27 protein-coding genes and 1 pseudogene are annotated in these 23,802 nt (G+C 46.0%); 19 read left to right on the top strand and 9 right to left on the bottom strand.

The window, feature by feature from the left end; all coding sequences use genetic code 11:
* Positions 1-33 precede the first annotated feature (33 nt).
* Complete coding sequence (locus tag ICN46_RS06195) at positions 34-837, bottom strand: hypothetical protein (RefSeq protein WP_216206042.1); 804 nt, start codon at positions 835-837, stop codon at positions 34-36.
* A gap of 257 nt (positions 838-1,094) precedes the next feature.
* On the opposite strand from ICN46_RS06195, the gene ICN46_RS06190 reads away from it, so the two are divergent.
* Together ICN46_RS06190 and ICN46_RS06185 are read left to right on the top strand one after the other, a co-directional pair.
* Entirely contained in the window at positions 1,095-1,769 is a 675-nt protein-coding gene (locus ICN46_RS06190; protein ID WP_216206039.1) for a DUF3313 domain-containing protein, read from the top strand.
* 14 nt (positions 1,770-1,783) lie between these two features.
* Positions 1,784-2,050: an EF-hand domain-containing protein gene (locus ICN46_RS06185; protein ID WP_255538769.1), complete on the top strand. Its 267-nt coding sequence runs from the start codon at positions 1,784-1,786 to the stop codon at positions 2,048-2,050.
* A gap of 4 nt (positions 2,051-2,054) precedes the next feature.
* On the opposite strand, the gene ICN46_RS06180 is transcribed toward ICN46_RS06185, so the two are convergent.
* From ICN46_RS06180 to argH, 3 genes are all read right to left on the bottom strand, one after another.
* A complete protein-coding gene (locus tag ICN46_RS06180) occupies positions 2,055-3,599 on the bottom strand; it encodes a TRAP transporter large permease (protein WP_216206233.1) in 1,545 nt (514 codons plus the stop codon).
* On the bottom strand, positions 3,596-4,075 hold the full coding sequence (locus tag ICN46_RS06175) for a TRAP transporter small permease subunit (protein ID WP_255538768.1): 480 nt from the start codon (positions 4,073-4,075) through the stop codon (positions 3,596-3,598). The genes ICN46_RS06180 and ICN46_RS06175 overlap by 4 nt, the downstream gene beginning before the upstream one ends.
* Positions 4,076-4,152: 77 nt before the next feature.
* On the bottom strand, positions 4,153-5,571 hold the full coding sequence (argH, locus tag ICN46_RS06170; protein WP_216206032.1) for an argininosuccinate lyase: 1,419 nt from the start codon (positions 5,569-5,571) through the stop codon (positions 4,153-4,155).
* A 43-nt stretch (positions 5,572-5,614) separates the two neighbouring features.
* Between argH and hemC the strand changes: the two genes are divergently transcribed.
* Both hemC and ICN46_RS06160 read left to right on the top strand, forming a co-directional pair.
* Positions 5,615-6,586 carry a hydroxymethylbilane synthase gene (hemC, locus tag ICN46_RS06165; RefSeq protein ID WP_216206029.1) on the top strand — a complete coding sequence of 324 codons (972 nt, stop codon included), beginning with the start codon at positions 5,615-5,617 and terminating at the stop codon, positions 6,584-6,586.
* Between the two features lie 21 nt (positions 6,587-6,607).
* On the top strand, positions 6,608-7,465 hold the full coding sequence (locus tag ICN46_RS06160) for a uroporphyrinogen-III synthase (RefSeq protein ID WP_216206027.1): 858 nt from the start codon (positions 6,608-6,610) through the stop codon (positions 7,463-7,465).
* Here the strand turns inward: ICN46_RS06160 and ICN46_RS06155 are convergent.
* The 3 genes from ICN46_RS06155 to ICN46_RS06145 all read right to left on the bottom strand — a co-directional run bounded on the left by ICN46_RS06155 (position 7,462) and on the right by ICN46_RS06145 (position 11,348).
* A complete protein-coding gene (locus ICN46_RS06155; RefSeq protein WP_216206026.1) occupies positions 7,462-8,037 on the bottom strand; it encodes a chorismate--pyruvate lyase family protein in 576 nt (191 codons plus the stop codon). The two genes, ICN46_RS06160 and ICN46_RS06155, sit on opposite strands and share 4 nt — an antisense overlap.
* Before the next feature lie 2 nt (positions 8,038-8,039).
* Positions 8,040-9,671 carry a DEAD/DEAH box helicase gene (locus ICN46_RS06150; RefSeq protein WP_216206023.1) on the bottom strand — a complete coding sequence of 544 codons (1,632 nt, stop codon included), beginning with the start codon at positions 9,669-9,671 and terminating at the stop codon, positions 8,040-8,042.
* Positions 9,672-9,950: 279 nt separating this feature from the next.
* Complete coding sequence (locus ICN46_RS06145; protein ID WP_216206021.1) at positions 9,951-11,348, bottom strand: coniferyl aldehyde dehydrogenase; 1,398 nt, start codon at positions 11,346-11,348, stop codon at positions 9,951-9,953.
* 58 nt (positions 11,349-11,406) lie between these two features.
* Between ICN46_RS06145 and msrA the strand changes: the two genes are divergently transcribed.
* Positions 11,407-11,979, top strand: coding sequence for a peptide-methionine (S)-S-oxide reductase MsrA (msrA, locus tag ICN46_RS06140; RefSeq protein WP_216206018.1), 573 nt, complete (start codon positions 11,407-11,409; stop codon positions 11,977-11,979).
* A 15-nt stretch (positions 11,980-11,994) separates the two neighbouring features.
* Here the strand turns inward: msrA and pdxH are convergent, their stop codons facing one another.
* Positions 11,995-12,630 carry a pyridoxamine 5'-phosphate oxidase gene (gene pdxH / locus ICN46_RS06135; protein WP_216206015.1) on the bottom strand — a complete coding sequence of 212 codons (636 nt, stop codon included), beginning with the start codon at positions 12,628-12,630 and terminating at the stop codon, positions 11,995-11,997.
* Between the two features lie 22 nt (positions 12,631-12,652).
* On the opposite strand from pdxH, the gene ICN46_RS06130 reads away from it, so the two are divergent.
* From ICN46_RS06130 to ICN46_RS06080, 11 genes and pseudogenes are all read left to right on the top strand, one after another.
* Entirely contained in the window at positions 12,653-13,405 is a 753-nt protein-coding gene (locus ICN46_RS06130; protein ID WP_216206013.1) for a tRNA threonylcarbamoyladenosine dehydratase, read from the top strand.
* Positions 13,406-13,695: 290 nt separating this feature from the next.
* A pseudogene (locus ICN46_RS06125) lies at positions 13,696-13,995 on the top strand (amino acid permease); the annotation flags it as partial.
* Positions 13,996-14,023: 28 nt separating this feature from the next.
* Positions 14,024-15,544 carry a recombinase family protein gene (locus ICN46_RS06120; RefSeq protein ID WP_216206011.1) on the top strand — a complete coding sequence of 507 codons (1,521 nt, stop codon included), beginning with the start codon at positions 14,024-14,026 and terminating at the stop codon, positions 15,542-15,544.
* Positions 15,541-15,813, top strand: coding sequence for a hypothetical protein (locus ICN46_RS06115; RefSeq protein WP_216206008.1), 273 nt, complete (start codon positions 15,541-15,543; stop codon positions 15,811-15,813). Before ICN46_RS06120 ends, ICN46_RS06115 begins: the two co-directional genes overlap by 4 nt.
* Before the next feature lie 467 nt (positions 15,814-16,280).
* Positions 16,281-16,595 carry a hypothetical protein gene (locus ICN46_RS06110; RefSeq protein ID WP_216206006.1) on the top strand — a complete coding sequence of 105 codons (315 nt, stop codon included), beginning with the start codon at positions 16,281-16,283 and terminating at the stop codon, positions 16,593-16,595.
* On the top strand, positions 16,592-17,194 hold the full coding sequence (locus ICN46_RS06105; protein WP_216206002.1) for a hypothetical protein: 603 nt from the start codon (positions 16,592-16,594) through the stop codon (positions 17,192-17,194). The genes ICN46_RS06110 and ICN46_RS06105 overlap by 4 nt, the downstream gene beginning before the upstream one ends.
* Positions 17,191-17,646 (top strand): hypothetical protein, encoded by a 456-nt coding sequence (locus ICN46_RS06100; RefSeq protein ID WP_216205998.1) that lies wholly within the window; start codon positions 17,191-17,193, stop codon positions 17,644-17,646. The genes ICN46_RS06105 and ICN46_RS06100 overlap by 4 nt, the downstream gene beginning before the upstream one ends.
* A gap of 208 nt (positions 17,647-17,854) precedes the next feature.
* Positions 17,855-19,921, top strand: a complete 2,067-nt coding sequence (locus ICN46_RS06095) for an AAA family ATPase (protein WP_216205997.1) — start codon at positions 17,855-17,857, stop codon at positions 19,919-19,921.
* Positions 19,918-20,226, top strand: coding sequence for a hypothetical protein (locus tag ICN46_RS06090; RefSeq protein WP_216205994.1), 309 nt, complete (start codon positions 19,918-19,920; stop codon positions 20,224-20,226). Before ICN46_RS06095 ends, ICN46_RS06090 begins: the two co-directional genes overlap by 4 nt.
* A gap of 49 nt (positions 20,227-20,275) precedes the next feature.
* Positions 20,276-20,518, top strand: a complete 243-nt coding sequence (locus ICN46_RS06085) for a hypothetical protein (RefSeq protein WP_216205991.1) — start codon at positions 20,276-20,278, stop codon at positions 20,516-20,518.
* Positions 20,519-20,757: 239 nt separating this feature from the next.
* Positions 20,758-21,147 (top strand): hypothetical protein, encoded by a 390-nt coding sequence (locus tag ICN46_RS06080; RefSeq protein WP_216205988.1) that lies wholly within the window; start codon positions 20,758-20,760, stop codon positions 21,145-21,147.
* A gap of 30 nt (positions 21,148-21,177) precedes the next feature.
* Here ICN46_RS06080 and ICN46_RS06075 read toward each other — a convergent pair whose 3' ends face one another.
* Positions 21,178-21,399, bottom strand: coding sequence for a helix-turn-helix domain-containing protein (locus ICN46_RS06075; protein ID WP_216205986.1), 222 nt, complete (start codon positions 21,397-21,399; stop codon positions 21,178-21,180).
* A 138-nt stretch (positions 21,400-21,537) separates the two neighbouring features.
* On the opposite strand from ICN46_RS06075, the gene ICN46_RS06070 reads away from it, so the two are divergent.
* The 3 genes from ICN46_RS06070 (at position 21,538) to ICN46_RS06060 (ending at position 23,767) form a co-directional block, all read left to right on the top strand.
* A complete protein-coding gene (locus tag ICN46_RS06070; RefSeq protein WP_216205982.1) occupies positions 21,538-22,245 on the top strand; it encodes an outer membrane protein in 708 nt (235 codons plus the stop codon).
* Between the two features lie 77 nt (positions 22,246-22,322).
* A complete protein-coding gene (locus ICN46_RS06065) occupies positions 22,323-22,880 on the top strand; it encodes a DUF4410 domain-containing protein (RefSeq protein ID WP_216205980.1) in 558 nt (185 codons plus the stop codon).
* An 8-nt stretch (positions 22,881-22,888) separates the two neighbouring features.
* Complete coding sequence (locus tag ICN46_RS06060) at positions 22,889-23,767, top strand: hypothetical protein (protein WP_216205977.1); 879 nt, start codon at positions 22,889-22,891, stop codon at positions 23,765-23,767.
* The last annotated feature ends 35 nt before the right edge of the window (positions 23,768-23,802 follow it).

Here is a 23,802-nt window from a genome sequence, read left to right as displayed (position 1 = left end):
TATTTAATTCAGAGATGATTTGCGACTAGATATTCAATTTATGAATCGGATTCGCTCTTGAACTTTAAGTAATTCGGAGTTTAGGGCATCATAGGAGCTAAGTTGGTTGGGGAACTCTAGCGAAAAGATTACGAACAAAGCAAAGCCCATTAAGCCTACATAGAGGATGGTTAAAAACCAATCCTCTTCCTTTTGAACTGCCATGGCATAACCGCTCAGCAAAGCTCCGACGCATAGTAATACCAATAAAAATTGATCGATGATTGCTGGCGGATGGCTCTTGGAGTGTAAAAGCCCCGCATGAAAGGAGCCTATCAATTCCTCAAGCTGAGTTCCAAGTACTTTCTCTGCTAAATCCCTATTTGCAGATGGTGCCTTTTGGATGCTTGAAAGAATTTCTTCATTCACGTTATCTAACTGAGTTGCTAAAACATCTAGGTTGCGATTTAAATCATCAATTACTTCTACGTGCTCATAGGTTGTTAATCTGGTGTGGAGTATCTCTCGTAACGATTTTTGTACCAAGGCTTGGTCAGCGGGCCGAAGATATTTGGTTGATTTGTAGACTCGCTCGATGGATGCTGCTTCTAGACTGGCAGTATTAATACGCTGATTGAAGTGATCATTTGCGCTGGAGAAGGTAAATCCAAGCACAAGAGCGGATAGCCCAAAAATTGCTGTCGCCAGAGAGTCTCGTACGATGACATCTTTGGATGTTCTGATGCGATATCTACCATATAGCCATCCAAGAAGGAGAAAGAAGATGATCGAAAGCAAAAAAATCATTGGTGCATATTTAATAATGCTGAGATGACTTTGAACTAAATAATTTGGCATAGCGGCTTTACTATTGGATGAATTTGTTCAACTTAAACTGAGAAATGATGCCCATGTTTTTTCAGAGCCCTTTCGGTAAATATATAGGAATTCTTGGAAGACTATGCCCTGCAGGGTACTTTGTTCAAAAATGAATTGCCTTAAACTGCTCGCTTTTGGTGCACAGCTCTGCTTCACCTTTGACGAGCATAATGCTTTTGTGGGGTATCAATTGGGTCCCTGCGTCGCAATCTTGTGTTTACTTTTAAAAGGCTTTTATGACATTTAGCAGACTTGCTCAGTTGGTAGTTATATCCTCAATTGGCCTCACCATATTTGCCTGCAGTAATGCGCCAAAAATGATGACTCAACCAATGCCTCAGTCTGGCTTCTTGCCTAACTATGCTTTGTTACAAATGGTTCCTGATACTCCCGATGGAACACGCGTGTGGCGCTATCGCAATCCGAATGTTAATCCCACTGTTTACACTGCTGTGATTCTAGATCCCATCTACCTGAATCAGGCCCCCACTCAAAATATTACTGCTGAAAGTTTGATCCAGGCAAAGATTGCCTTGCAAGACTCTATGGTTCAGGCGGTCTTGAGCAAAGGTAATATTCAGATTGTTACCAAGCCGGGACCTGGTGTTGCGCGCATTTCAGTTGGCATTACTGGAGCTGAAGCATCTGCCAATAGTTTGCAGCCTTGGAATTTCACGCCAATTGGTTTGGCCGCAAATGCCGCTGCCTATGCTAGTGGTGTTAATGCTAAGACCCCAGCTTTGGTTGTTGAAAATAAAATTACTGATAGTCAAAGTAAACAAGTATTAGGTGAGGGCTTAATCACCATTCAAGGGGAGTCTTTCCGGACGGGCTCGGGATCAGTCGAATCTTTTGTAGAGATGGCAAAGAAAGCTGTTTCTGCAGCGATGAAAATTTCAGCACAGGACTAAGAGGGGCACATTCCATGACTAAAAAAATGATCTATCTACGCAATATATTGTGTTGTGCTTGTTTCACTTTCAGTTTTTCAGCGCATGCCGATGATGCTAGGTTGAACCAAGAGTTATCTGAGAAATTTAAGGCGGCCGATGTTAATCATGATGGCAAGCTAACCTTGGCAGAGGCGCAAGCTGGTATGCCAAGGATAGCAGCACACTTTAGCTATATCGATAAGCAGAATAGAGGTTACGTTACTTTAGATCAGATTATTGCGGCGGCTGATAGCCGTTAAGTCCTTATTTCACTGGTTTGTCTAATTGAAATAGCACGGGCGCATCTTCATCTTTGGCGCGTATTACTTTTTCCGATGCCATTTCTGACTTATTGTCATCGCCGCTGGTGAAATTAAATTCCTTGCTTTGCTCTACTGCTGCTGGCTTATCTAGCAGTGTTGTGACGAGCACTGGGAAGGCTGCAACAGCAACCACCATAATCAACTGCAAACCAACCCAGGGTAGTGCACCCCAATAAATGTCGCTGCTCTTGACTTCTTTGGGTGCGACGCCTCTGAGATAAAAGAGCGCAAAGCCAAAGGGTGGATGCATAAAGGAGGTTTGCATGTTAACGCAGAGCATTACACCAAACCATACCAAGGCAGCGCTAGCAGCAGATTGTGGATTGCCATTCATGGACTCTAGTAGAACTGGTGAGAGTAGCTTGACGGCGACTGGCGCCAACATCGGTACAACAATAAAAGCGATCTCGAAGAAGTCTAAGAAGAAGGCCAAAAAGAATACAAACAGATTGACCACAATCAGGAACCCAACCCAGCCGCCCGGCAGGTTGGAAAAGAGATCCTCAACCCAATGGCCACCATCGACTCCTTGGAAGACAACGGAGAAACAAGTGGACCCAATTAAAATGAAGACCACCATCGCAGTAATGCGCATCGTGTTTTGATAGGCCTCTTGAATTAATCCTTTGAGATTAGGAATATTTGCTCGACGTATCCATGCCAAAAGTAAAGCGCCCATTGCACCCATTGCACCAGATTCTGTTGGTGTGGCAATTCCAGTCATGATGGTACCAAGCACTAGAAAGATCAGTACTGCCGATGGAACGATGCCCATAAGACATTTTTTCCATAGCGCCCAGCCTTTGAGATTGAGTTCGCTGTTGGGTACAGCAGGTAACCAGTCTGGGCGGATGCGCGATAAAAAGAAGGTATAGAGCGCAAATAGGGCAATTTGCAGAAGAGAGGGTCCCCAGGCGCCAAGATACATGCTGCCGACATCAGCGCTACCAGTTTGGGTTTTGAGTTGATCCGCCAAGACAATCAGCACTAGGGAGGGGGGTACGAGCTGCGTAATGGTTCCGGATGCTGCTAAAACGCCTGTAGCGTAGCGCATGTTATAGCCGTAGCGCATCATCACCGGTAGCGAAATCATGGCCATAGCAATCACTTGGGCAGCCACAGTGCCAGTGATGGCGCCCAGAACAAACCCCACAATAATGACTGAGTAGCCTAGTCCACCTCGTACACGACCAAAGAGCTGCCCCATGGAGTCCAGCATCTCCTCTGCAAGACCACAGCGCTCCAAGATTGAGCCCATAAAGGTAAAGAAGGGAATGGCTAAGAGTAGGTCGTTTGCGAGCACACTCCCAAAGATTCTTTGTGGAATTGCTTGTAAAAACACCGCCTGAAAAAAGTCCTGGCTGATGGCGATGGCAGCAAAAAATAAGCCCGCAGCCATCAAAGAAAAAGATACTGGAAACCCAATGAGCATGAAGGCAATTAGACCGCCAAACATCAGGGGTGGCATCCACTCGACTGGAATCATTGCCATGGTTTTTCGTAATTCAGATCGTTGGCAGGCAAGGTGTATTTGCCTTTAAGCATGCCGATACGTTTAATAATTTCCGATAGGCCTTGCAAACTTAGCATGAAGAAACCAAACGGTACGATAAATTTGATTGGATAGCGTGGTAATCCACCAGAGTTGAGCGAGTGCTCCATCACTAACCATGATGGATAAAAGAGTGTGCTCCAAGAGAGCCATGAAAACAAAAGACAAGCCGGCATCAAGAACAAGGCGAGACCAAATAAATCAATCCAAATACGAGTACGCTCTGATGCGTAGGAGTAAATCAAATCAACCCGAACGTGTTCATTGCGCTTGAGGGTGTAGGAAGCGCCGAGCATCACGGCGGCTGCAAACAAATACCATTGCAACTCAAGCGGCCAGTTGTTACTCATGTCAAGGCCATATCTCAGAATGGCATTGCTTGCCGATACTACGCAAGATAACAAAATCATAATGCTAGCGAACTTGCCAAGCAGTTGATTTATGCGATCAATCCCTTCGGAGAGTTGTGCCCAAAAGCCCATGAAACTTAGAGGTCTGCACGACCCCGTTTAATTGCAGCAAGTACTTGAGAGGGTGCGGTACCGCCTGCGTGCTGTCGAGATTGCACCGAACCATCAACAGTGAGCAAAGCAAAAACATCATCACCCATCAGTTCAGGGCGATTATCTAAACCACAAGCAAAGCGCAACTCAGAAAGACTGAGATCGGTCAACATACAATTTCTACCAACGCAGGCTTTAACTGCATGGGCAACGGCCTCATGAGCATCCCGGAAAGCTAAACCTTTTTTGACCAGATAGTCGGCCAAGTCAGTGGCAGTAGCGAAGCCTTGCTCAGCCGCAGCTTTCATGACATCAGCCTTTACTTCAATATGCGGAATCATGTCAGCAAAAATACGTAAGGTATCTTGAACCGTATCTACTGCATCAAACAAGGGCTCTTTATCTTCTTGATTATCTTTGTTGTATGCCAGGGGCTGACTCTTCATGAGGGTGAGCAAGGAGATAAGGTCGCCATATACGCGGCCAGTCTTACCACGTGCCAGCTCTGGAACATCGGGGTTCTTTTTCTGCGGCATGATTGAGCTGCCAGTACAGAAGCGATCCGGCAAATCAATGAAGCCAAAGCGTGGGCTAAGCCAGAGCACCAATTCTTCTGATAAGCGTGAGACATGCATCATTAAGATGGATGCAAAAGCGCAGAACTCGATAGCAAAGTCTCGATCAGACACGGCATCCAGTGAGTTGTTGCAAATACCATCAAATCCTAAAATCTTGGCTACTTGTTCGCGATCGATTGGATAGGTTGTGCCAGCTAAAGCGGCGGCACCCAAAGGTAGGCGATTAAAACGAGTACGTAGATCAATTAAGCGGCCGGCATCACGACTAAACATTTCGTAATAAGCCATCAAGTGGTGGCCAAAAGTAATTGGCTGAGCTACTTGCAGGTGGGTATGACCCGGCATGATAGTAGCAGCATGTTTTTCAGCTAGATCTAGTAGGGCGGTGCGTAAAGTTTTGAGAGTGGCGGCAATCTCATCAACACTGTCGCGAAGCCACAAACGTAAATCCGTTGCTACTTGGTCATTGCGCGAACGACCAGTATGTAAACGTTTGCCAGCATCACCCACTAAAGCAGTTAAACGTGCTTCAATATTGAGGTGCACATCCTCCAGGGCGAGTTGCCATTCAAATTGCCCGGACTCAATCTCGCTTTTGATCTGAGCCATCCCCTTTTGAATATCTGCCAAATCTTGGGCGCTGATAATCTTTTGGGTGGCCAGCATCTCTGCGTGAGCCAGAGATCCAGCAATATCGACTAGGGCAAAACGTTGATCAAATCCAATGGAGGCGGTATAACGCTGTACCAGTTCGTCAACAGGCTCATTGAAGCGGGCCGACCAAGCTTGGGCTTTGTTGGCTAAGGAATTTTTTGATGTGCTCATAAACGCAGTATATTGGTGTAGGTCCTTGATTATTTTAAATGTTATGTCCCAAATCCCCAATTCCGCAGTAAATTCCGCTATTCCTAGACGCCTAGTGATTGCCTCTCGTGAGAGTCGGCTTGCCATGTGGCAGGCTGAACACGTCCGGGATTGCCTTAAAAGGCTGTATCCAGCCTGTGATGTACAGATTCTGGGTATGACTACTCGGGGTGACCAGATTCTTGATAGAGCCCTTTCTAAGGTCGGCGGTAAGGGCTTATTCGTCAAGGAGCTCGAGGCTGCCTTAGAGGATGGCCGCGCAGATTTGGCAGTACATTCACTAAAAGATGTCCCAATGGTGATGCCTGAGGGTTTTGATCTGACCTGCGTTATGGCTCGTGAAGATGCTCGAGATGCCTTTGTTTCTAATGATTATGTGAGTCTGGAAGATCTTCCGCATGGTGCGGTAGTGGGCACCTCGAGTTTGCGCCGCGAAGCAGTCTTGCGTGCGCGTTTCCCTCATTTGGAGGTCCATCCTCTGCGGGGCAATTTAGATACACGTATGGGTAAATTGGATCGCGGCGAGTATCAAGCCATTATTTTGGCCGCCGCAGGCCTCAAGCGTTTGGGTTTGGAAAGTCGTATCAAGGCACTCCTGCCGTTTGATCCATATACCCCAGCAGCTGGTCAAGGTGCCCTCGGCATTGAGACTCTAAGTAAACATCCAAACATCAAGCAGTGGCTAGCGCCTTTGAGTGACTTGCCAACTTTGCTGGCAATCTCTGCAGAGCGGATGGTGTCCCGCCAACTAGGAGGCTCTTGTGAAGTGCCTTTAGCAGCCCACGCCGTTTGGGATAAAAATCAGATGCAGATTCGTTCTTTTGTGGCGAGTGTCGACGGTAAAGCTATTTGCTTGGCTAAGGCCAGTGGTTTAGTGAAAAATGTGGCCGAGGCTGAAGCACTTGGTTTAGCAGTTGCCCAGGATTTAATCGCACAGGGCGCTGTTGCTTTATTGCCAAACGGTTTGCCTAAGTAAATCCAACATTAGGAAGACATAGTGAGTGCGCAGACAATTATTGTCACAAGACCTGCTGGGCAGGCGCGTCAACTGATTGAATTACTTGCCACTAGTTTTAAAAATGACGAGCAGTTTAAATTGGGTAAGCAAGACTTACCAAATATACTTTCCCTGCCATTGCTCACCATTGTTCCTAAAGAGGGCGATCGAGGTCGATCTCAGAAGGGGTCTTTAGCAGACCACATTGCCGCAAGTCTGAAGGATGCTGATCTAGCCATCTTTGTGAGTCCAAATGCGATTGAATGCAGTATGCGTTTATTGGAAAGATCATGGCAAGAACTTTCCAATACGATGATTCCAGTGGGCGTGATGGGCGGTAGTAGTAAGTTAGCTTTGCAACATCATGGCATCGGATTAGAAGAAAACCCGACCCGCATTTTTCTCCCAGAAAATAATGCGCATTGGGATTCAGAAGGTCTATGGAATGAATTGCAATCTCTCGACTGGAATTGGTCTGAACGCAAGGTAGTGATTTTTAAGGGGGAGGGCGGGCGCGATTGGCTTGCTGAAACCTTAAGGGCCGCAGGCGCAAGAGTTGAAGCTATTTCGGTTTATGCCAGAGTGCCCTTGAGCATTAATAGTCCTGCTTGGGGTGCTATTGCTGAAATAGATTTTTCTCAATCTCTGTGGTTGTTGACATCATCAGAGGCGGTGCGTTACCTAGGTGAGGTGATTCAGGGGCAATTTAGCCAGACGCTGCTTTATGCCAGTGCTATTTGTCCGCATCAAAAGATTGGTGAGACCGCTAAAGCTATTGGCTTTGGAAAAGTATTTATTTGCGAGCCTGGGGATCAAGCGTTGATTAAAGCCAGCCAAGTATGGTTAAGTTTGAATTAATGATTTGCTGCGTATTGCAGCAATGCTGGTAGAAATATTTCACATACTAGCAATGGCCGACCTTTGAGTTTGTACAGTGTGCGACGTGCCCAAAGGGGGGCAGGTAATTGCTCGTACTTCTGACGGCATTGCCGCCATAGATTGTTTCGTTTATTTATACGGATAATTTTTCTTAAAGCTTTTTGCTTCGAACGTTTTCTGGTTTTGGAAAATAATACCGCTCCCAAAGGTCTACTTCCTAGGCGCAATATATCTTGATTGCTGCCGCTAGAACTCAAGGTTGGAATCACGCTACGAGCCATAACTAAAGGGATGCCATTCGAGCAAAGCAATACTTCGCGAATACGGCAGCGCTTGGTTTGTAAATGAAAATAGCGACTCTCGTCGCTATTTAAGTTTTGGCGGCAATCACGCAGCACCTGCACTTCCAGTTTTTGACCAATTGCCTGCTCAATTTTTTGAGTTAATGATCCTGTGTCGCTTAGCCAGGTCTGCCACTTGCGTGGCGCCCGATGAATCTCACCAGAATCGACTCGATTCCAAAGAGAACTGAGACGACGATGGCGAGTCATGATTAGCTGCCGCTGAAGTTTCTACGTTGACCACCAGATTTTGGTTTGGCAAAACGGGGGCCAGCGGATGGACGGGAATCTCCAGAGCGAGCCGGACGTGAGTCAGCAGAGCGCGCAGGACGTGAATCACCTGAAGGACGTGAGTCAGCAGAGCGCGCAGGGCGTGAATCGCCAAAACGGTTGCCTGGACGTGAATCACCTGAAGGACGTGAGTCAGCAGAGCGCGCAGGGCGTGAATCTGTTGAACGTGCTTCGAAATGGTTGCCAGAACGGTTTTCACCGCCACCAGAGCGACCACCACCAGAACGACCACCACCGCCAAAGCCACCACCAGAGCGACCACCACCAGAACGACCACCACCGCCAAAGCCACCACCAGAGCGACCGCCACCAGAACGACCGCCACCGCCACCACCAAAGCTGGGCTTTGCTTGTGGCTCGAGTCCGGCAATTACTGAAGCAACGATATCTTGTTGTGTGAAGCGCTCAATATTACGAATCTTCGCGCGATCACGATGTTCTACTAAGGTGATGGCGACGCCATTGCGACCAGCGCGTCCAGTTCTGCCGATGCGGTGTGTATAGTCTTCTGGCTTCATTGGCAAACCAAAATTAATTACGTGGCTAATACGGGGTACATCGATACCGCGAGCTGCCACATCTGTTGCAACCAAAATCTTGGTATGACCTTTGCGCAGAGATTCAAGACGACGCATACGAACGGCTTGTGGCATGGCGCCGTGTAGGGCGGTAGCTTCATAGCCATTTGCACGTAAGGCATCAGCAATTTTTTCACTTTCAACTTGAGTGCTTGCAAACACTACCGCTTGGTCTAATGTTTCATCGGCCAAAATATGCTCAAGCAACTTATGTTTATGAGACATGCTGTCAGCCCAATGCAACTTCTGTTCGATATTGGCATGTTTTTCACCTGCGTGAGCAAGTTCAATGCGTGTCGCATCTCTAGTTAATTCATTTGCTAAGGCCATAATTTTTGGCGCAAAAGTAGCGGAGAACATTAGGGTTTGACTACGACCAGCGCAACGCTTATCAATAGCTTCGAGATCATCAGCAAATCCCATGTCGAGCATGCGATCAGCCTCATCGATAACGAGTTGCTTGACATCATCTAAGCGAATCGCTTTGCTATCGCATAAGTCGAGCAATCGACCTGGTGTTGCAACCACTAATAATGCACCTTTGATGGCTTGGATTTGCTTGCCGTAAGGCATGCCACCCATTACGGTTGCAATACGAATACCTTTGAGGCCGCGCACTAAGTTCACGGCATCAGCGGCAACCTGTTGAGCTAGCTCGCGCGTAGGGCAGAGCACCAACACTTTAGGCTGGGCGCGACCTGGTACAGGTGAGTTATTCGGATTGGCTGCGATCAGTTGATTAATCAAAGGCAATAAAAAGGCTGCAGTTTTTCCGCTACCAGTTTGGCTGCTGACCAATAAGTCCCCACCAGCGAGAGCAGCAGGAATAACCTGAGCTTGAACTGGGGTGGCTTGGGTATAACCCAATTCAGCAACGTTTTGAAGAAGTTGTGCCGCTAAGGCAAAAGACTGGAATTCAGTTCCAGTGTGTTTTAAGTCCGCGGACTCGTGTTTAGTTTCTTTAGAAAAAGTCATGCTATTACACATCCCCTTGAAGGGATGTCTCCGTGTGTACACCCATGGTTTTAGAGGGTGTGATGGTCAAAGGCATCGACCATCAGACAGGCGGCAGCGCGTTTTGTAAACTTCGGTGTTTATAACTTCTAAACGGTACGCTGAAATATAGCTGGGGGGCGATGAATCAAAATGCTTTAAAAAGCCTCCTATTATGTCAGTTTGAGATCGTAATTACAAGGGTTATCCCGAATTAATTACGATGAGATCATAAAGTGCTTTTAATACCTTCTTTGTTGCTTAGTTCATCCAATTGAGTAGACGCTCGATTGTTTTGCGATAGGGAGGTTGTACTAATTTTGTGCCATGCAAGAGATTAAGGCCAAAAAGTCCACGAACTTCTAAAACAGATTTTTGATGGCTAAAGGTATCAAATCCCTTCTTGCCATGATAGGCGCCCATACCGCTTGGGCCAATACCGCCAAATGGCAGACCTTCAATGGTGGCGTGCAATAGGGTGTCATTTACAGTCACACCTCCTGAACGAGTTTCATTGAGGATGCGATTCATATTGGCTTTATCTTTCCCAAACCAATAGAGAGCGAGTGGGCTTGGTTTGCTGTTGACATAAGCAATAGCAGTAGTAACGTCAATCGTAGTCATGATCGGCAAAATAGGTCCGAAAATTTCCTCTTGGAGTACAAGTGCATCAACGGAAACATTTATTAGTGCAATAGGCTCGAATCTTCTTGAGCTTTGTGTATCTGGTCTTAGAAGCGGGATGGCTTGCGCACCCCTTTGAATCGCATCATTGGCTAAATACTGCCAGTGTGCCAGTTGACTATCGTCAATCGGACCAGTCAATTCTTCTGGATTTGAAAATTGAGCTTGAGCTACTGCTTGCAACTCTGTGATGAAGGTATCTTGATCTTGTGGTGCGATCAAAACATAATCTGGGGCAATGCAAGTTTGACCGCCATTTAGCAACTTACCGTACACAATGCTGGCTGCGGCATCTTTTAGTTTGGCCGAAGGGTCAATAATGGCTGGGGATTTTCCGCCAAGCTCCAAGGTAATTGGGGTGAGGTTATCCGCAGCAGAGCGCATCACTTTTTTGCCAATTTCTTGTGCGCCAGTAAAGAATAGGTGATCAAAACAAAGTCCTGAAAAAATTTCTGCAACATCTGGACCGCCAGTAGTCACGCAAAATTCACTGGAATGGAAATACTCTTGAATCAGGCTAGCTAAGAAGCCCGACGTACGTACGCTTCGTTCAGAGGGCTTAAGCCAAACCCGATTGCCAGCAGCAAGGGCAGCAATTGCTGGCACCAGGGCTAATTGAATGGGGTAATTCCACGGACTCATGATGCCAACTACGCCGATAGATTGATTCTCTATCCAGGCTTGGGACCCACCCAAAAAGAAGGGGGTATCAACGGGAGTTGGTTTCATCCATTCTTTTAAATGCTTACGCGTATATGCACAGGCCTGATACACCATTTGAAATTCTGCCAAACGAGTTTCTACTGAATGGCGTACACCAAAGTCTGCTACTAGCGCCTTACAGATTTTTTCTTCATTGGCGGCAATCATCTTTTCAATGCGGCCAATTCGCTCCAATCTCACCTCAAGACTGGGATTGGGTTCAGCAGCGTAAGCCGCCTTAATTTCATCTAACTGAAGCGTGAAGCGATTCATGGTGTTTTCGGGTTTGAGTGCGTAAGCAGGTAATTCAATAAAGCGTTAGGATAAAGCCATGAGTGAAACTAACAAACAAAACCTGCTACATCTTGAGCGTGCCACCCTTGGCGGGGGGTGTTTCTGGTGTCTAGAGGCGGTTTATCAACAAATTCATGGTGTTCATTCCGTTGTTTCGGGTTATGCGGGCGGCGCTAGACCAAATCCTAGTTATGAGTCGGTCTGCACGGGGGTCACTGGACATGCAGAGATTGTGGACGTGTACTTTGATCCCCAAATTATTTCTTTTCACGATTTATTGGAAGTCTTTTTTGTGATTCATGATCCCACCACCTTGAACTACCAGGGCAATGATCATGGCACGCAATATCGATCGGTGATCTTTACGCATAGCGATGCTCAAAATCAAGTGGCACATGCAGTGGTGGAGGAATTAGAGCAGTCTAAGATTTACTCTAATCCAGTGGTGACGCAGATTGACGTGGCACCGACTATTTATCCAGCAGAAGACTATCACCAAGACTACTTTCGCCAGCATCCAGGCCAGGGTTATTGCATGGCAGTTGTTGCGCCAAAATTAGCAAAATTTAGAGCCAAATTCAAAACGCTGATTTCGTCCGAGTTTTCCTGAAGCTCTAAATCCTCTTTAAGGGGCAAGGCGAGTGATCCGCCAAGCGCCACCATCCATTTGATAGTGCATCCGATCATGTAGACGAGAAGGACGACCCTGCCAAAATTCTATTTCCGTGGGCTTTAGACGATATCCACCCCAATGGTCTGGGCGAGGTGGTGCTTCACCAAATTCCGCCTTCAAGCGTTTTTCAGCTTCCTCCAAAAACTCACGACTTGGAATAGCGGAGCTTTGTGGGGAAGCCCATGCGCCGATTCTGGAGGCTGCTGGACGCGAATGAAAGTATTCATCACTTTCGCTTGGAGAAACACGTTCGACTGTTCCGCTGATGCGCACTTGACGTTCTAGTTCATGCCAGTGAAAGAGTAGCGCTGCTTGAGGACGGTCAGCCAGCTCTCTGCCTTTTTGACTGCTGTAATTGGTAAAAAAGGTGAAACCATTTTGATCTGCGCCTTTTAGTAAGACAATACGAGCTGATGGATTTCCTGCTTTATCAGCGGTAGCAAGAGTCATTGAGTTCGGTTCTGGGCATGCAGCATTCACAGCTTGCTCAAACCATAGTTGAAATAGTGGCATTGGATCAGCTGGAACATCTGTTTCGGAGAGCTGTCCAAGGGTGTAGTTTTTACGAAGTTGAGCAATGGGGTCCATTTATTCAGTATAAAGAGAAGCTATGGCAGAAGACAAGGTTGAGGTTAACTTAGAAGATCGTCGTTTTGGAGGTGTGGCTCGGCTCTATGGCTCAGACCTACGCGAACGCTTTCGCCAGGCAACGGTTGTGGTTGCTGGCCTAGGTGGTGTTGGATCTTGGGCTGCTGAAGCGCTGGCTCGAACCGGTATTGGTCATTTGGTCCTAATTGATTTAGATCATATTGCTCAAAGCAATACCAATCGACAGTTACATGCATTAGAAGGTGAGTATGGCAAAGCCAAAGTTCAAGCGATGGGTGAGCGTATTCGTCTTATTAATCCTGAGATCACTTTAACTTCCATTGATGAATTTTTAGAGCCGGATAATTTAGATGTATTCATTCCGGCTAATGCTTTTGTGCTTGACGCCACCGATTCAGTTCAAACGAAAATCGCTTTGGCAGTATGGGCGCGAAAGGATGATCGTGCACTGGTGATGTGCGGTGCTGCTGGCGGTAAGTCGGACCCCACTGCTGTGCGCTGCGATGATCTTTCTAAAACGGAACAAGATGCCTTGCTAGCAAAGGTTCGCCAAGGACTAAGACAAGACCATGGATTCTCAAGAAATCTCAAGAGAAAAATCGGGATTCGCGCTATCTACTCGCATGAGCCTAGGGCGGGGGCATCTAGCGGTGGACTAGCTTGCTCTGGCTATGGCTCAACTGTGATGGTGACGGCTGCCTGTGGGCTAGCTGCAGCTGCCGAGATTTTGAATCTGATTGCAGCAACCGACTGAAGTTGATATAAATCTTTAAGGGGATTCCCTGTAGGAAATTACTGATTCTTTTGCCGTCCCCTTTTTATTTTCCTGCTTTCGTACTTCTGAATGACGGTTAAGCAAAACTTTTACATTCGTTTTTAAACTTTTAATCACTTTAGGTAATTTGATCCCCTAGTACTTCTGCAAACAGATCCCTAGACTTCGCTTAGTTGGTAAATTGCCAACGCTAAATCGAAAGGAGGTCTCTTTTGCAGACTGAACAACATGGCCTGAAACGCCACCTCAAGGTACGACACATTCGTTTAATGGCTTTAGGGTCAACGATTGGTGTTGGACTATTTCTCGGATCAGCAAGCGCAATTCAAATTGCGGGACCCTCCATTCTCTTGGGCTATTTACTGGCGGGCATCGTTGCTTTTATCGTGCTGCGTGCGCTGGGTGAAATGGCTGTTCATGAGCCTGTTGCTGGCTCGTTCGCAGCTTACGCAAATACTTATGTTGGGCCACTTGCCGGTTATATGGTGGGTTGGGGTTATTGGACCTACTGGATTGTTGTCGGCATTGCTGAGGTGACTGCGGTTGGGATCTATATGGGCATTTGGTTTAATTACAAACAACATGTATAATAATCGCATGACTACAACCGCTTACTCATACATCCGCTTCTCCTCTGAGCAACAGGCTAAGGGCGACTCTATACGCAGGCAGCAGGACCTAGCCACCCAGTTCCTTGAGCGCAATAAGCATTTGGGTCTGGTGCTCGATACCAGTCTAGACCTGCGTGATGAGGGGCGCTCAGCCTACAAGGGCGTACACGCCACAAAGGGCGCGCTGGGTGTGTTCTTGCGGATGGTGGAGGATAGGTTGATTGAGAAGGGCAGCTACTTATTGGTGGAGAACTTCGACAGGTTGTCCCGTCAGGAACCCACCAAGGCACTGCGCCAGTTCCAGGATCTGATTGATGCAGAGATTGTGGTGGTCACCTTGCATGACGGGAAGATATTCGACAAGGATCAGATGAATAGCGATGGGGGGATAAGTCTAATCCTGTCCGTGATGATGATGGCAAGAGCAAATGAAGAGAGTAAGACCAAAGGGCTGCGCGTTAAAGCTGCTTGGAGTAATAAGTTCGACCAGATAGCTAAGGGGGTGATGCTCACCAAGCGCGTGCCGTTCTGGATTGATCCTAGCGACAAGAGTAAGACCCTTAAAGATAAGGTGCCTGTCATCAAGCAGATCTTCAAGATGGCTGCCGAGGGTTATGGCTCCACAGTTATAGCTAAGACACTTAACGCCGACAACATCCCAACGGCAACAGGCAGAGCTAAGTATTGGAGCGCGGGGACAATTAAGAAGCTGCTAAAGAGTCCAAATGTAATAGGCACGCTGGTTACTGGTGATGGGGTTGAGCATCCGAGTTACTTTCCAAAGGTAATAACGGATAGTGTTTACCAAAAAGTAGCAAACTTAAATCTATCTAGCAAGACCGCTAGGGCGTCAAGCAATAACATCCACCCTTTATCTGGCTTGGTTAGGTGCTCCAAGTGTGGGGGAGCTGCACATCATGTCAGATCACATGGGCACAAGCGTAAAGATGGAACGCGCCCAGTGACGCGGATATTGGTGTGTGCGCACTCCCTCGTGAGTAATTACGACTGCCCTTACCTTACACGCCGTTATGAAGACGTTTTAGCTACTGTGATGGAGGCGGTACAAGAGCACAAATACGCCGATGCAAAAGACCAGACACTCAAAGAGATTAGGGCGCTAGAGAACAGGGAGCGGGAGTTGTCAGTGTTTTTTGATTTTCCTGTTGATCTGAAGTCGGTAGCTGCGCGACTACAGAATAAGAAAGTCGTGCAGGAGATGGATGAAGTAAAGGCCAAGTTAAAAGAGCTCAAAGCCAGTAGGGCACCACTGAATCGCCGCGTATTTGAGACTGCTCAAGAAGAGCTGGAGGCGGGTGGGGGCTTAAAGAATGCAACGATACGCCAGTTGATCAAGCAGATTGATATTGACTTTGCTAGTGGCACGTTGAAGATTCACTTCACAGATAGTGGTGTTAAGAAAACCAGTATTTTTGAATACCAAACCATACACATGGAGCCACCTGAGGCCGAGGAGTACATTGCATCAAAGAGAAAGTCAAAGTGAGCCTACCAAAACTATCAGGGCACAGCGTCCTACATAAAGATCGCCGCTGGGTGGTGTTCGGAATCAGCCAAGAGTATCCGTACGATGGCTACGAAGCCGATTGCTCAGTGTTGGTGTTTGATCGGCGCTATGACTCTGTGGTGGCCTTTGTGGATGATTCTTTCAATGGATACTGTAACCCCTCCACATTCCAAGAGTCTTTGCCTGTGCATGGAAGTGGTGCTACAGAGTTAGTGGAGTCGGTAAGCAAAGCACTGAAGCAGTTTTGATATGCAAATCTTTGGATCATTAATTCTGTTGTTTGGGCTATTTTTTCTTGACGACTCTGGATTTAGTTTTCAATCTCTTTTCTATTGCCTCATTGGCTTTGTTTTATTGGTTATTGGCAAGATCAAGATTGTGATAGTTAAGCGCCGATAGCGCCAAGATAACGACACTTAATACAGTGATAAAAATAGTTTAAAAAGCAGGGCGAAAACGGCTCTTTTTGCGTATTAGTATAGGTAGAGGTAGCTTTTCTTTAAGAGCGAAAAGTGCTCGATATTTGTATTGTTGTGTATGCCCTAGAGAATTTGAGCCCCAAGTATCTCTGTACATCGAACGCATCTCCTAGGGGTCTTAAAACGCTTCTAAATTGATCTCTAGCAGTAGGCCAATACGTTGGTTAGTGCGTCACCACTTGAGCTGACAAAACTCCTTTTTATTCATTCATTTTTATTAAGTTAAAGGCATTCCTATGCACTCAGCGGTATTACATCCCCCAAACCAAAACACAGCAACTATCCAGAATCTATCTGGAGAAACAAAAACGCCCACTGATAACATCAAACTCACCCAAGCGCAAACTCAAGAGCTCAAAGCAATCTGGGCTCCTATCCGCCGCAATCAATTGGTAGATGACAGAAAATCAGCACCCATTTGGATTCGACTAAGCCAGCCCGAGGCGCAGATGTCACGCGCCCAGTTGTTTGCTTGCGCCACGATCTTGGCGGACTTGGATTTGGATATTCCTCCGTTCATCCACGACATTTTGTATGGGACTGAGCAATGACCCCGAAAGAGATAAACAAAACCTTGGATAAGGCGCATCAGTTCACCAACGCCATCTTGCAGGAGATGCACGAGACGTACCTCGAGCAAGAGATTCCATACTTTCTTCATGTGTGGCTATTGCAAGCTGCTTATGGATTAAAGCAATACGGATTTGAGCTATCGGACATACAACAACTATTAACCAGAGAGATGGAACCATTGAAAAACATTACTTTTGAGCTGATCACCGAGCTATTGCCACAACCTAGATCAAGCGCACACGAGGCTTTCGAGTTTCGTTTTCTGTTCGCAGAATACAACGTCGATAAAGTGATTTACGTCGAATATGACGAGGGAGACAAAATGATCAGATTCACTTTTCCCATGGCTACAGCCAATGGTAGGGGTCGTATCTGGCTCAAACGCTCTGAGCTAAGTGAACTGAGCAAACAAGACCTTAGTGATTTTGTTGCAATGATTGCGCGTTTAAGTGCTGCTGCTGATATGGGCGTATTAGTTTCGCCACCCGCACATAAGCTAATTACAGAAACCATTGGTGCTGCCGAGTTTTTTGAAAGCGGTGCTGTAGTGGTAGGTAAGCGTGGGAGTGTCAAATGAAGAAGGTGATCAGTGCGAAGGGATACCTAAAAGAGTTTGACAACCAAGTTATGGAGCTGGGCAAAGGTGGTGCAACCATAGCTATCATGGCTGATGCATTGAGCGTGAGCATTGAGCAACTAGAGGATTGGGCAAGGGCTAGAAAGTCTTTTAAAGATGCCCTGTCAGTCGCTATGACTTCAAGTAGAGCATTTCACGAGCGCAGGCTAATTGAGAGCTACACAAACAAGGACTCCAACAGCACGCTAATTCAGTCTTTACTAAAAGCAAACTTTGGCGATGTGTATACCAACAGCGCCTACCAACCTGTTGGAACGGCAGGCAAAGGTAAGAAAGCGGATTTAGCTGAGCCCATAGATTTCAACGAGGAGATAGCGAGTTTGATTCGCGAACTGCGCGGAGATAGCGCCCCTAGTGGCTCAATAAGAGGTAAGAAGGCAGAGCAAGAGTAGTAAGTGTCAATGCAGGGCAGGGTCGCCCAATTGGTTGATAGCTACGAATTAACCATGTAAGACCGAGCAAGTAGCGCTCCACTGATGCGGAATTAGTCAGTGGTAAATCAAGTTGCGGGGCGGCTGGAAACAGTGAGAGTCCCGACGAAAAATGAATCCGCACCGAGTTCGTGGCATTTAACGATCGAGTGAATGAAGGATTTACAAAATGAAAGAATCTACAGGCGCGTCGCGCCCAAATTGCAACTACAGTTCAATACCTAAAGAATTAAGAGCTGAGCGCACATATATTTATTGGAAGTTGGAGCAAGACCCTAAAACGGGCAAGACTATCAAGCGACCAATAAACCCAAAAACAATGCTCTATGGCGGTCAGAATGACCCGACCTGCTTTGTCACCCTAGACGAGGCAGAAAAAGTGTTTGCCCAAGAAGCAGCCAAACAAATGCCTGCGATTCACGGCATTGGTATGGCGTTTAAAAACGACCTAATCATTGGCATAGATTTGGACAAGGTGTTTGATCAAATCGGGAACTTAAAGCCTGTTGCCAAGGATATTTTGGAAAGCGCCAGAGGATTTGTGGAGAAGTCTGTCAGCGGTCAGGGCTATCACATCATTACCAAAACAGATAAGCCATTTTCTAATTACAAGGACCATGACATTGGCTTTGAGGTGTTCAAAAGCAATATGTTTATTGCACTTACTGGAGACGTGGACTACCAATACAGCGCCAAGGAGTTCCCCAAGTCACCAGTTGATCTTGCGGTATTGGACAAGTATCTAAAACGCTCTACAGAGGCATACGAGGCTTCTAAACAGGCATTTGATGGCTTCGCACAAACAAGAGATTTAAACCTCTGTGATGACGAATTAAGAAGCATTGTGATGTCGATACAGCCGCCTGACGATGGTTATGAATTTTGGCTTAAGGTGGGTATGGCAATCCATCACCAAACCAGAGGGTCAGACGAAGGTTTAGATATTTGGAAAGAGTACTCAATTCAAGATGCGGATGTGTTTGGTGCTTATGGTGGTGACTCACAGCTTAATTACAAATGGCGCACCTTCTACAAAGGCGGAGCCAAGGAGTCTGTTACAGCTTCAACATTGCGTTGGTTGGCTAAAGAGTTTCCAAAGTTTGGACAAGTTGCTCTTAAGAATCAAAGCTATGCACTGGAGCAGACTTCTGCCACCGAATATGTAATAGATGGAATCATTGCCGAAGGGATCTTTGTGTTGGCTGGGCAGAGTGGAATTGGTAAGACAACTTTGCTATTGCCGTTGGCTGCGTATGCCGCACATCTTTGCGCTGATGGAGATGAGCTCAAGCCTGCATTAAGAAGGCCGGTTCTATACCTCACTGAGGATAGAAAACAAGCCCTTAGGATTCTCTCAGGCTTACGCAATCATTGCGGCGTTAATAAGTCTGAGGATGAGTTTAATAGGTGGTTCCACGTTAGAGAAACCCAGCGCATGTCTAAAGGACAGATTGCTAAGCTGATAAGAGACTTTGCGGCTGAGAATAAGGCTTACATGGATGGAGCTAATGGCGAGCCCGTTTTAATACCTCCACTAATTGTTGCAGACACACTGGCTGCCACGCTGGACCTAGAGGACGAAAACAACAACGCACTGGTCTCTGAGTTCATCAGTACCATTAAGTTAGCTTGTTCTGAGACAGGTACATCACTATGGCTAATTGCTCATATCAGCAAGGTAAACAACAAGGCAGACATAGAGAGCATGACAGCCAGAGGAGCATCAGCTTTTGGTGCGGATGTTCACGGCACTGGGTTTGTTATTAAGGATCCACAAGTCGGTGAAGACAAGCGGTTCTTGATTATGGGTAAAAAGCGTTACGAGGCTGCATTTAACGAGCTGTGCTTCAAGACTGAGCGTTATGAAGTTGAGGTAACCAATCGTCTTGGTCATAAGCTAATCGAGTCTTATCGCGTTGGTTTCGCTTCTAAGTCAGGATTTGAGGAGCGTAAAGAGGAAGGCAAGATCCGCCAAATTACCAAGTACGAAACAGAGGTGATGGGTGCTGTGCGTGGGTATGGGCAGCCATATATCACCATCAAGACCCTTTCGGCCCTCATGGACTCAACAGGGGGTAACAAGTACCAAAAGCTAACGGCATCGGTCAGCAAGCTAGTCCAAGACGGCGTGTTGGAAATGATGAGTGGCAAAGAGGCTATCGAGCTTGGGATACCTGTGGAATCCAATACTAAGGCGGTGTATTCGCTGCCAAAAGTGGAGGATTTTGCGGTATGAGAAATGGAAATAGCTTTTGGAAACTACTTGGAAATAGGTGGAAACAACCAAAAATAGACCCTTATAAACAGGGGCTCTGCGGGGAGGGGGTTGTTTCTTCCCCTAAGGAAATAACAAATGGAAATAAGGAAACAACCTGTGCCATTTCCAAAATAAAAAGGTCCTCGAAAGATGGGAGGGAGAGATTAAAAATCTCTCTCCCTTCCTCCCTATCTCTCTATTTTCGTTCTTTGAGAAACAGATTGGAAATAGCTTGGAAACAACTTGGAAATAACCCGAAACAACCTGTGGTTAGAAGGCCCTAATTGGAAATAGCTTGGAAATAACCCCAACAAATAACAATGGAAAAATACAATGAATGAATCAAAAACAACCCTTCACACACTAACCACAGCCCAAACTTTAGAGCTTAAGCAGATTTGGGAGGGGCAAAGAGCAAAACTCAAGCCCGACGACTTTATATTTATCAAGGTGAAGCTAGGCAGACCTCAAGCCAAATTGACTATCAATCAACTATTTCGCTTGACTATGACTTTGGCAGAGACTGGATACGAAGAAATACCAGAGTGGCTGTTAAGCATGCTCGACCCCGAGTAGTACCCATAAAAAAATGCCGAGGTGGTGGATGGACATAATCTTTCCGCTCCCTCGGTAAAAAGCTATACGAACACCGTGCCCAGTAGCAATAAAGGCTATGTGGCCAAACATCACATACAAATCACTAGCAGTACCACAAATAACAGCTAATTAGGCGCTATGTAAATACTCTAAACACAGCATTCCAAACTTAATGGAACAGTAGCACCCAACCCAAACACTTAAAGGAATCAATCAACATGGAACAGAACATAACCAAAACACGTAAACCAAAGACTCCAAGGCGTGTAGACCCAGCTAAAAGGGATGTGCGCAAGGCAGATACCACCAACTTGGATGTAGTTAAATTAGCTCGCACCTATTGGGAAATGGCAGACCTGCTTGAAGGCACACTTGAGAACCTAACGCTTCATAACTCGCAGCGAAAAGTTAACCTTGCCCTCATGTACAAATGCCGGCTGCAAGCGAAGTCACTATGGCATCACATGGAGCCGCCACGTAAGGATTGCTTTATTAGCTATGAGTTAACCGACCAAATATATCGGGCTGCTTTGGAGGATGAGAAAAGACTCAAATCCAAGCAATCAGCGGCCATGGCCAGATCCATGGAAAGGGTCAACTTTAGCTAGCTGGCGAGAAAGGGCGTGTGGGCAAAATGTTTATTCCAGCAACCCAGTGACAGGTACTTTAAGAATTACCGCCAATTTGACTAAGATTTCAAGGGATGGGTTGGCTAATTGGCGCTCAATTTTGCTCACAAGCGTCCTATCTACGCCAGCCTCTAGCGCTAATCTCTCTTGCGCAAGACCCATTTTCAATCTAATTGTTTTGATATTTAAGGCAAGAATAGATTTGTACTTGATTAACTCCTTGTCCCACATAGCTTTTCCCCAAATACTAGGGTTATCAGCTATTAGTGGCTAAAAAGCCACGGTTATTGCGCCACGGACTAAAAGCTACAATAATCATGGTAGTAATTCTTTTTATTTGTAATTTCCATAATGACAATAGGGGTAGAAATGAACAAAAAAATATTAGTAGCGGCTTTATTGGCTGCATCCGTAACAGGCGCTTATGCTCAATCTAAATTTGAGGGTTTTTACGGTCAGGTTGGCATTGGTTACTCAACAATTAACCCTAGCGTATCCAATTCAACGCTAACGCCTCCAGCAGGTAATACGCCATCTTCTTATGGCATGGGCGCATCTGTAAGTGCAGCTAATAGCTTTAATGGTGCACTGGGTGCTGGCTATACATGGTCTTTAGCTCCGCAATTTACTTTGGGCTTGGGCGTCGACTATCAACCATTTGCCGGTCAATCTGCAAATGTGACTTTGAGCAACGCCAGTCTTTCACCTGCCAGCCAAACAGTTTCTTACAAGCAAAATAGTGCTTATGACATTTACCTTGCCCCTGGCTTCGCAGTTACTCCAGAAAGCATGATCTACGGAAAATTTGGTTTTGCTGGCACACAGATCAAAACCACTACAAGCAATGGTAGTTCTGGTACTACTAACTACAACGGTTTCTTGGTTGGCTTAGGCTACAAGCAAATTATCTCTGGCGGTCTTTATGGTTTTGCTGAAGCAAACTACACGAGTTTTGGTGGTCAGACTCAGACGGCAAGTGGTCCTTGGACTTCTGGTACTACAGGCACATACAACCTCAACACCAATACAAGTGCAAACGCATTCAACGCGATGGTTGGTCTAGGTTACAAGTTTTAAGTTTATTTTTAATAAATGCCTCTTTGAGCCACCCAAATTTGGGTGGCTTTTTTATAGGCGCCGAAAAAAGGTATCAAATGAAGAAATTCGTCGGGTTGTGCTTAATGGTTCTAATAGCAGGATTGATGGGGTGTGCCTCAACTGTTAATCGGAATATGTCAAATGTAAAAGAAAGCTCGGTCGTTAAGGAAGAGGTAGTGCAGGCTGTTAAGTTTTCACCATTAAAAAGCGTAGATGTAACTCTCGATTCTAAGGCGCAAACGAAGCTAGCTGATAACGATAACTTTAGCCAGGATAGGTTGCAGAGCAAAATAAACTCCGTTCTATCAAGCGGCAAATATTTGAAAACGCAGAACAATAATTCAAACCTCAAATTGGAGGTAGTTGTTACAAATATAAGAGTCAGATCAGGTGTGTCTGCAATTCTTCTTGGATTTTTGGCTGGTGCAGATTACATCACTGGGCAGGTGTATGTAAAAGATGGAGAGAAAGTTCTCGATACCTTTGAAGTAGACATTTCCTACGCCTTTGGCGGGGCCATGGGAGATACGGACACAAGGATGAATTGGATGTACGAGTCTTTTGCAACAAAAATCCTGGAAGAACTTAAAAAACTAATGCCAATGGCAAATTAGAGACTCCGATGAAAAAACTTTCTGCACTTGTCTTTCTGGTTGGTATTGGCCTTTCATTTAACGCCAATGCTTGGTTTTTCTTTTTTATTCCACCTGGAGCTACACGGGCAATAGGTGATGCAATTACAGGGGCCAAAGGAAATATTTGCGTCAAAGATACGTATAAGGAGGGTGATGTTATTACCTCTCCCAATACGGGAGACACTGCAAAAATTCTATCCCTCTCAGGCACATCTTCGATATGTCAAAATCCAGCGTTGCCTATAAGGGCTGAATTGGAATTTACTTTTAATTTCTCACCAAAAGCTGGTGTCGATCTTACTGATGACTATGAGCCTGTAGAAATTACAGACTTGGAGAGGTTTAACGGCTGGGTTCTAAAGGCAAAATCAAAAACCCAAAATAACCAAGGCATACACATCGTTTCTTATATGCGTAAGCCGACGTTAGAAATCGCCCAAATGGCGAACAATATTGAATCCAAGTTGATTTCTAATCCAAAATTTAAGGATGGCGTATCTAAGAATTCGGAGAAGTTAATAATTAACGGTATGCCCGCCGTACGGTTTGAGGTTACGGGGACCCTAAGCGGTCTGTTTGGGAGTCAAGTTACCTACCTATACACCATACTTGAGGGCGCCAGTGAGATACTAGTTATAAATACTTTTGCGCCAACGGATAAGTTTGATGCCGCTAAGTCAGATTTTCTCTCTGTTGCGCAGAACGTAACAGGAATTAGTGCTACTTCAGAGGGTTTGAAACAGGGATCTAATTCTCCAGCAATTAAGGATGATATGGCTGCTGCTAAGAGTAAGTGCATTGGATTGGGATTTAAAGCTGGAACAGAATCTTTTGGAAAGTGTGTGCTAAAGCTGGCTAAACAGTGAAGTTTAGGCGGCATAGGTAAAGTCAATGTCCGTTA

It is taken from the genome of Polynucleobacter sp. Latsch14-2, assembly GCF_018881925.1.
Lineage (GTDB): Bacteria > Pseudomonadota > Gammaproteobacteria > Burkholderiales > Burkholderiaceae > Polynucleobacter.
The sequence above is the reverse complement of the archived record's forward strand: the minus strand, read 5'-3'. Positions and strand labels throughout refer to the sequence as shown.

What these genes read in the sequence shown, in the direction of transcription:
- ICN46_RS06195 (WP_216206042.1), bottom strand. Translation starts at nt 837, where the DNA reads ATGCCAAATTATTTAGTTCAAAGTCATCTCAGCATTATTAAATATGCA.
- ICN46_RS06190 (WP_216206039.1), top strand. Translation starts at nt 1,095, where the DNA reads ATGACATTTAGCAGACTTGCTCAGTTGGTAGTTATATCCTCAATTGGC.
- ICN46_RS06185 (WP_255538769.1), top strand. Translation starts at nt 1,784, where the DNA reads ATGACTAAAAAAATGATCTATCTACGCAATATATTGTGTTGTGCTTGT.
- ICN46_RS06180 (WP_216206233.1), bottom strand. Translation starts at nt 3,599, where the DNA reads ATGATTCCAGTCGAGTGGATGCCACCCCTGATGTTTGGCGGTCTAATT.
- ICN46_RS06175 (WP_255538768.1), bottom strand. Translation starts at nt 4,075, where the DNA reads ATGATTTTGTTATCTTGCGTAGTATCGGCAAGCAATGCCATTCTGAGA.
- argH (WP_216206032.1), bottom strand. Translation starts at nt 5,571, where the DNA reads ATGAGCACATCAAAAAATTCCTTAGCCAACAAAGCCCAAGCTTGGTCG.
- hemC (WP_216206029.1), top strand. Translation starts at nt 5,615, where the DNA reads ATGTCCCAAATCCCCAATTCCGCAGTAAATTCCGCTATTCCTAGACGC.
- ICN46_RS06155 (WP_216206026.1), bottom strand. Translation starts at nt 8,037, where the DNA reads ATGACTCGCCATCGTCGTCTCAGTTCTCTTTGGAATCGAGTCGATTCT.
- ICN46_RS06150 (WP_216206023.1), bottom strand. Translation starts at nt 9,671, where the DNA reads ATGACTTTTTCTAAAGAAACTAAACACGAGTCCGCGGACTTAAAACAC.
- ICN46_RS06145 (WP_216206021.1), bottom strand. Translation starts at nt 11,348, where the DNA reads ATGAATCGCTTCACGCTTCAGTTAGATGAAATTAAGGCGGCTTACGCT.
- msrA (WP_216206018.1), top strand. Translation starts at nt 11,407, where the DNA reads ATGAGTGAAACTAACAAACAAAACCTGCTACATCTTGAGCGTGCCACC.
- pdxH (WP_216206015.1), bottom strand. Translation starts at nt 12,630, where the DNA reads ATGGACCCCATTGCTCAACTTCGTAAAAACTACACCCTTGGACAGCTC.
- ICN46_RS06130 (WP_216206013.1), top strand. Translation starts at nt 12,653, where the DNA reads ATGGCAGAAGACAAGGTTGAGGTTAACTTAGAAGATCGTCGTTTTGGA.
- ICN46_RS06120 (WP_216206011.1), top strand. Translation starts at nt 14,024, where the DNA reads ATGACTACAACCGCTTACTCATACATCCGCTTCTCCTCTGAGCAACAG.
- ICN46_RS06110 (WP_216206006.1), top strand. Translation starts at nt 16,281, where the DNA reads ATGCACTCAGCGGTATTACATCCCCCAAACCAAAACACAGCAACTATC.
- ICN46_RS06105 (WP_216206002.1), top strand. Translation starts at nt 16,592, where the DNA reads ATGACCCCGAAAGAGATAAACAAAACCTTGGATAAGGCGCATCAGTTC.
- ICN46_RS06100 (WP_216205998.1), top strand. Translation starts at nt 17,191, where the DNA reads ATGAAGAAGGTGATCAGTGCGAAGGGATACCTAAAAGAGTTTGACAAC.
- ICN46_RS06095 (WP_216205997.1), top strand. Translation starts at nt 17,855, where the DNA reads ATGAAAGAATCTACAGGCGCGTCGCGCCCAAATTGCAACTACAGTTCA.
- ICN46_RS06090 (WP_216205994.1), top strand. Translation starts at nt 19,918, where the DNA reads ATGAGAAATGGAAATAGCTTTTGGAAACTACTTGGAAATAGGTGGAAA.
- ICN46_RS06085 (WP_216205991.1), top strand. Translation starts at nt 20,276, where the DNA reads ATGAATGAATCAAAAACAACCCTTCACACACTAACCACAGCCCAAACT.
- ICN46_RS06080 (WP_216205988.1), top strand. Translation starts at nt 20,758, where the DNA reads ATGGAACAGAACATAACCAAAACACGTAAACCAAAGACTCCAAGGCGT.
- ICN46_RS06075 (WP_216205986.1), bottom strand. Translation starts at nt 21,399, where the DNA reads ATGTGGGACAAGGAGTTAATCAAGTACAAATCTATTCTTGCCTTAAAT.
- ICN46_RS06070 (WP_216205982.1), top strand. Translation starts at nt 21,538, where the DNA reads ATGAACAAAAAAATATTAGTAGCGGCTTTATTGGCTGCATCCGTAACA.
- ICN46_RS06065 (WP_216205980.1), top strand. Translation starts at nt 22,323, where the DNA reads ATGAAGAAATTCGTCGGGTTGTGCTTAATGGTTCTAATAGCAGGATTG.
- ICN46_RS06060 (WP_216205977.1), top strand. Translation starts at nt 22,889, where the DNA reads ATGAAAAAACTTTCTGCACTTGTCTTTCTGGTTGGTATTGGCCTTTCA.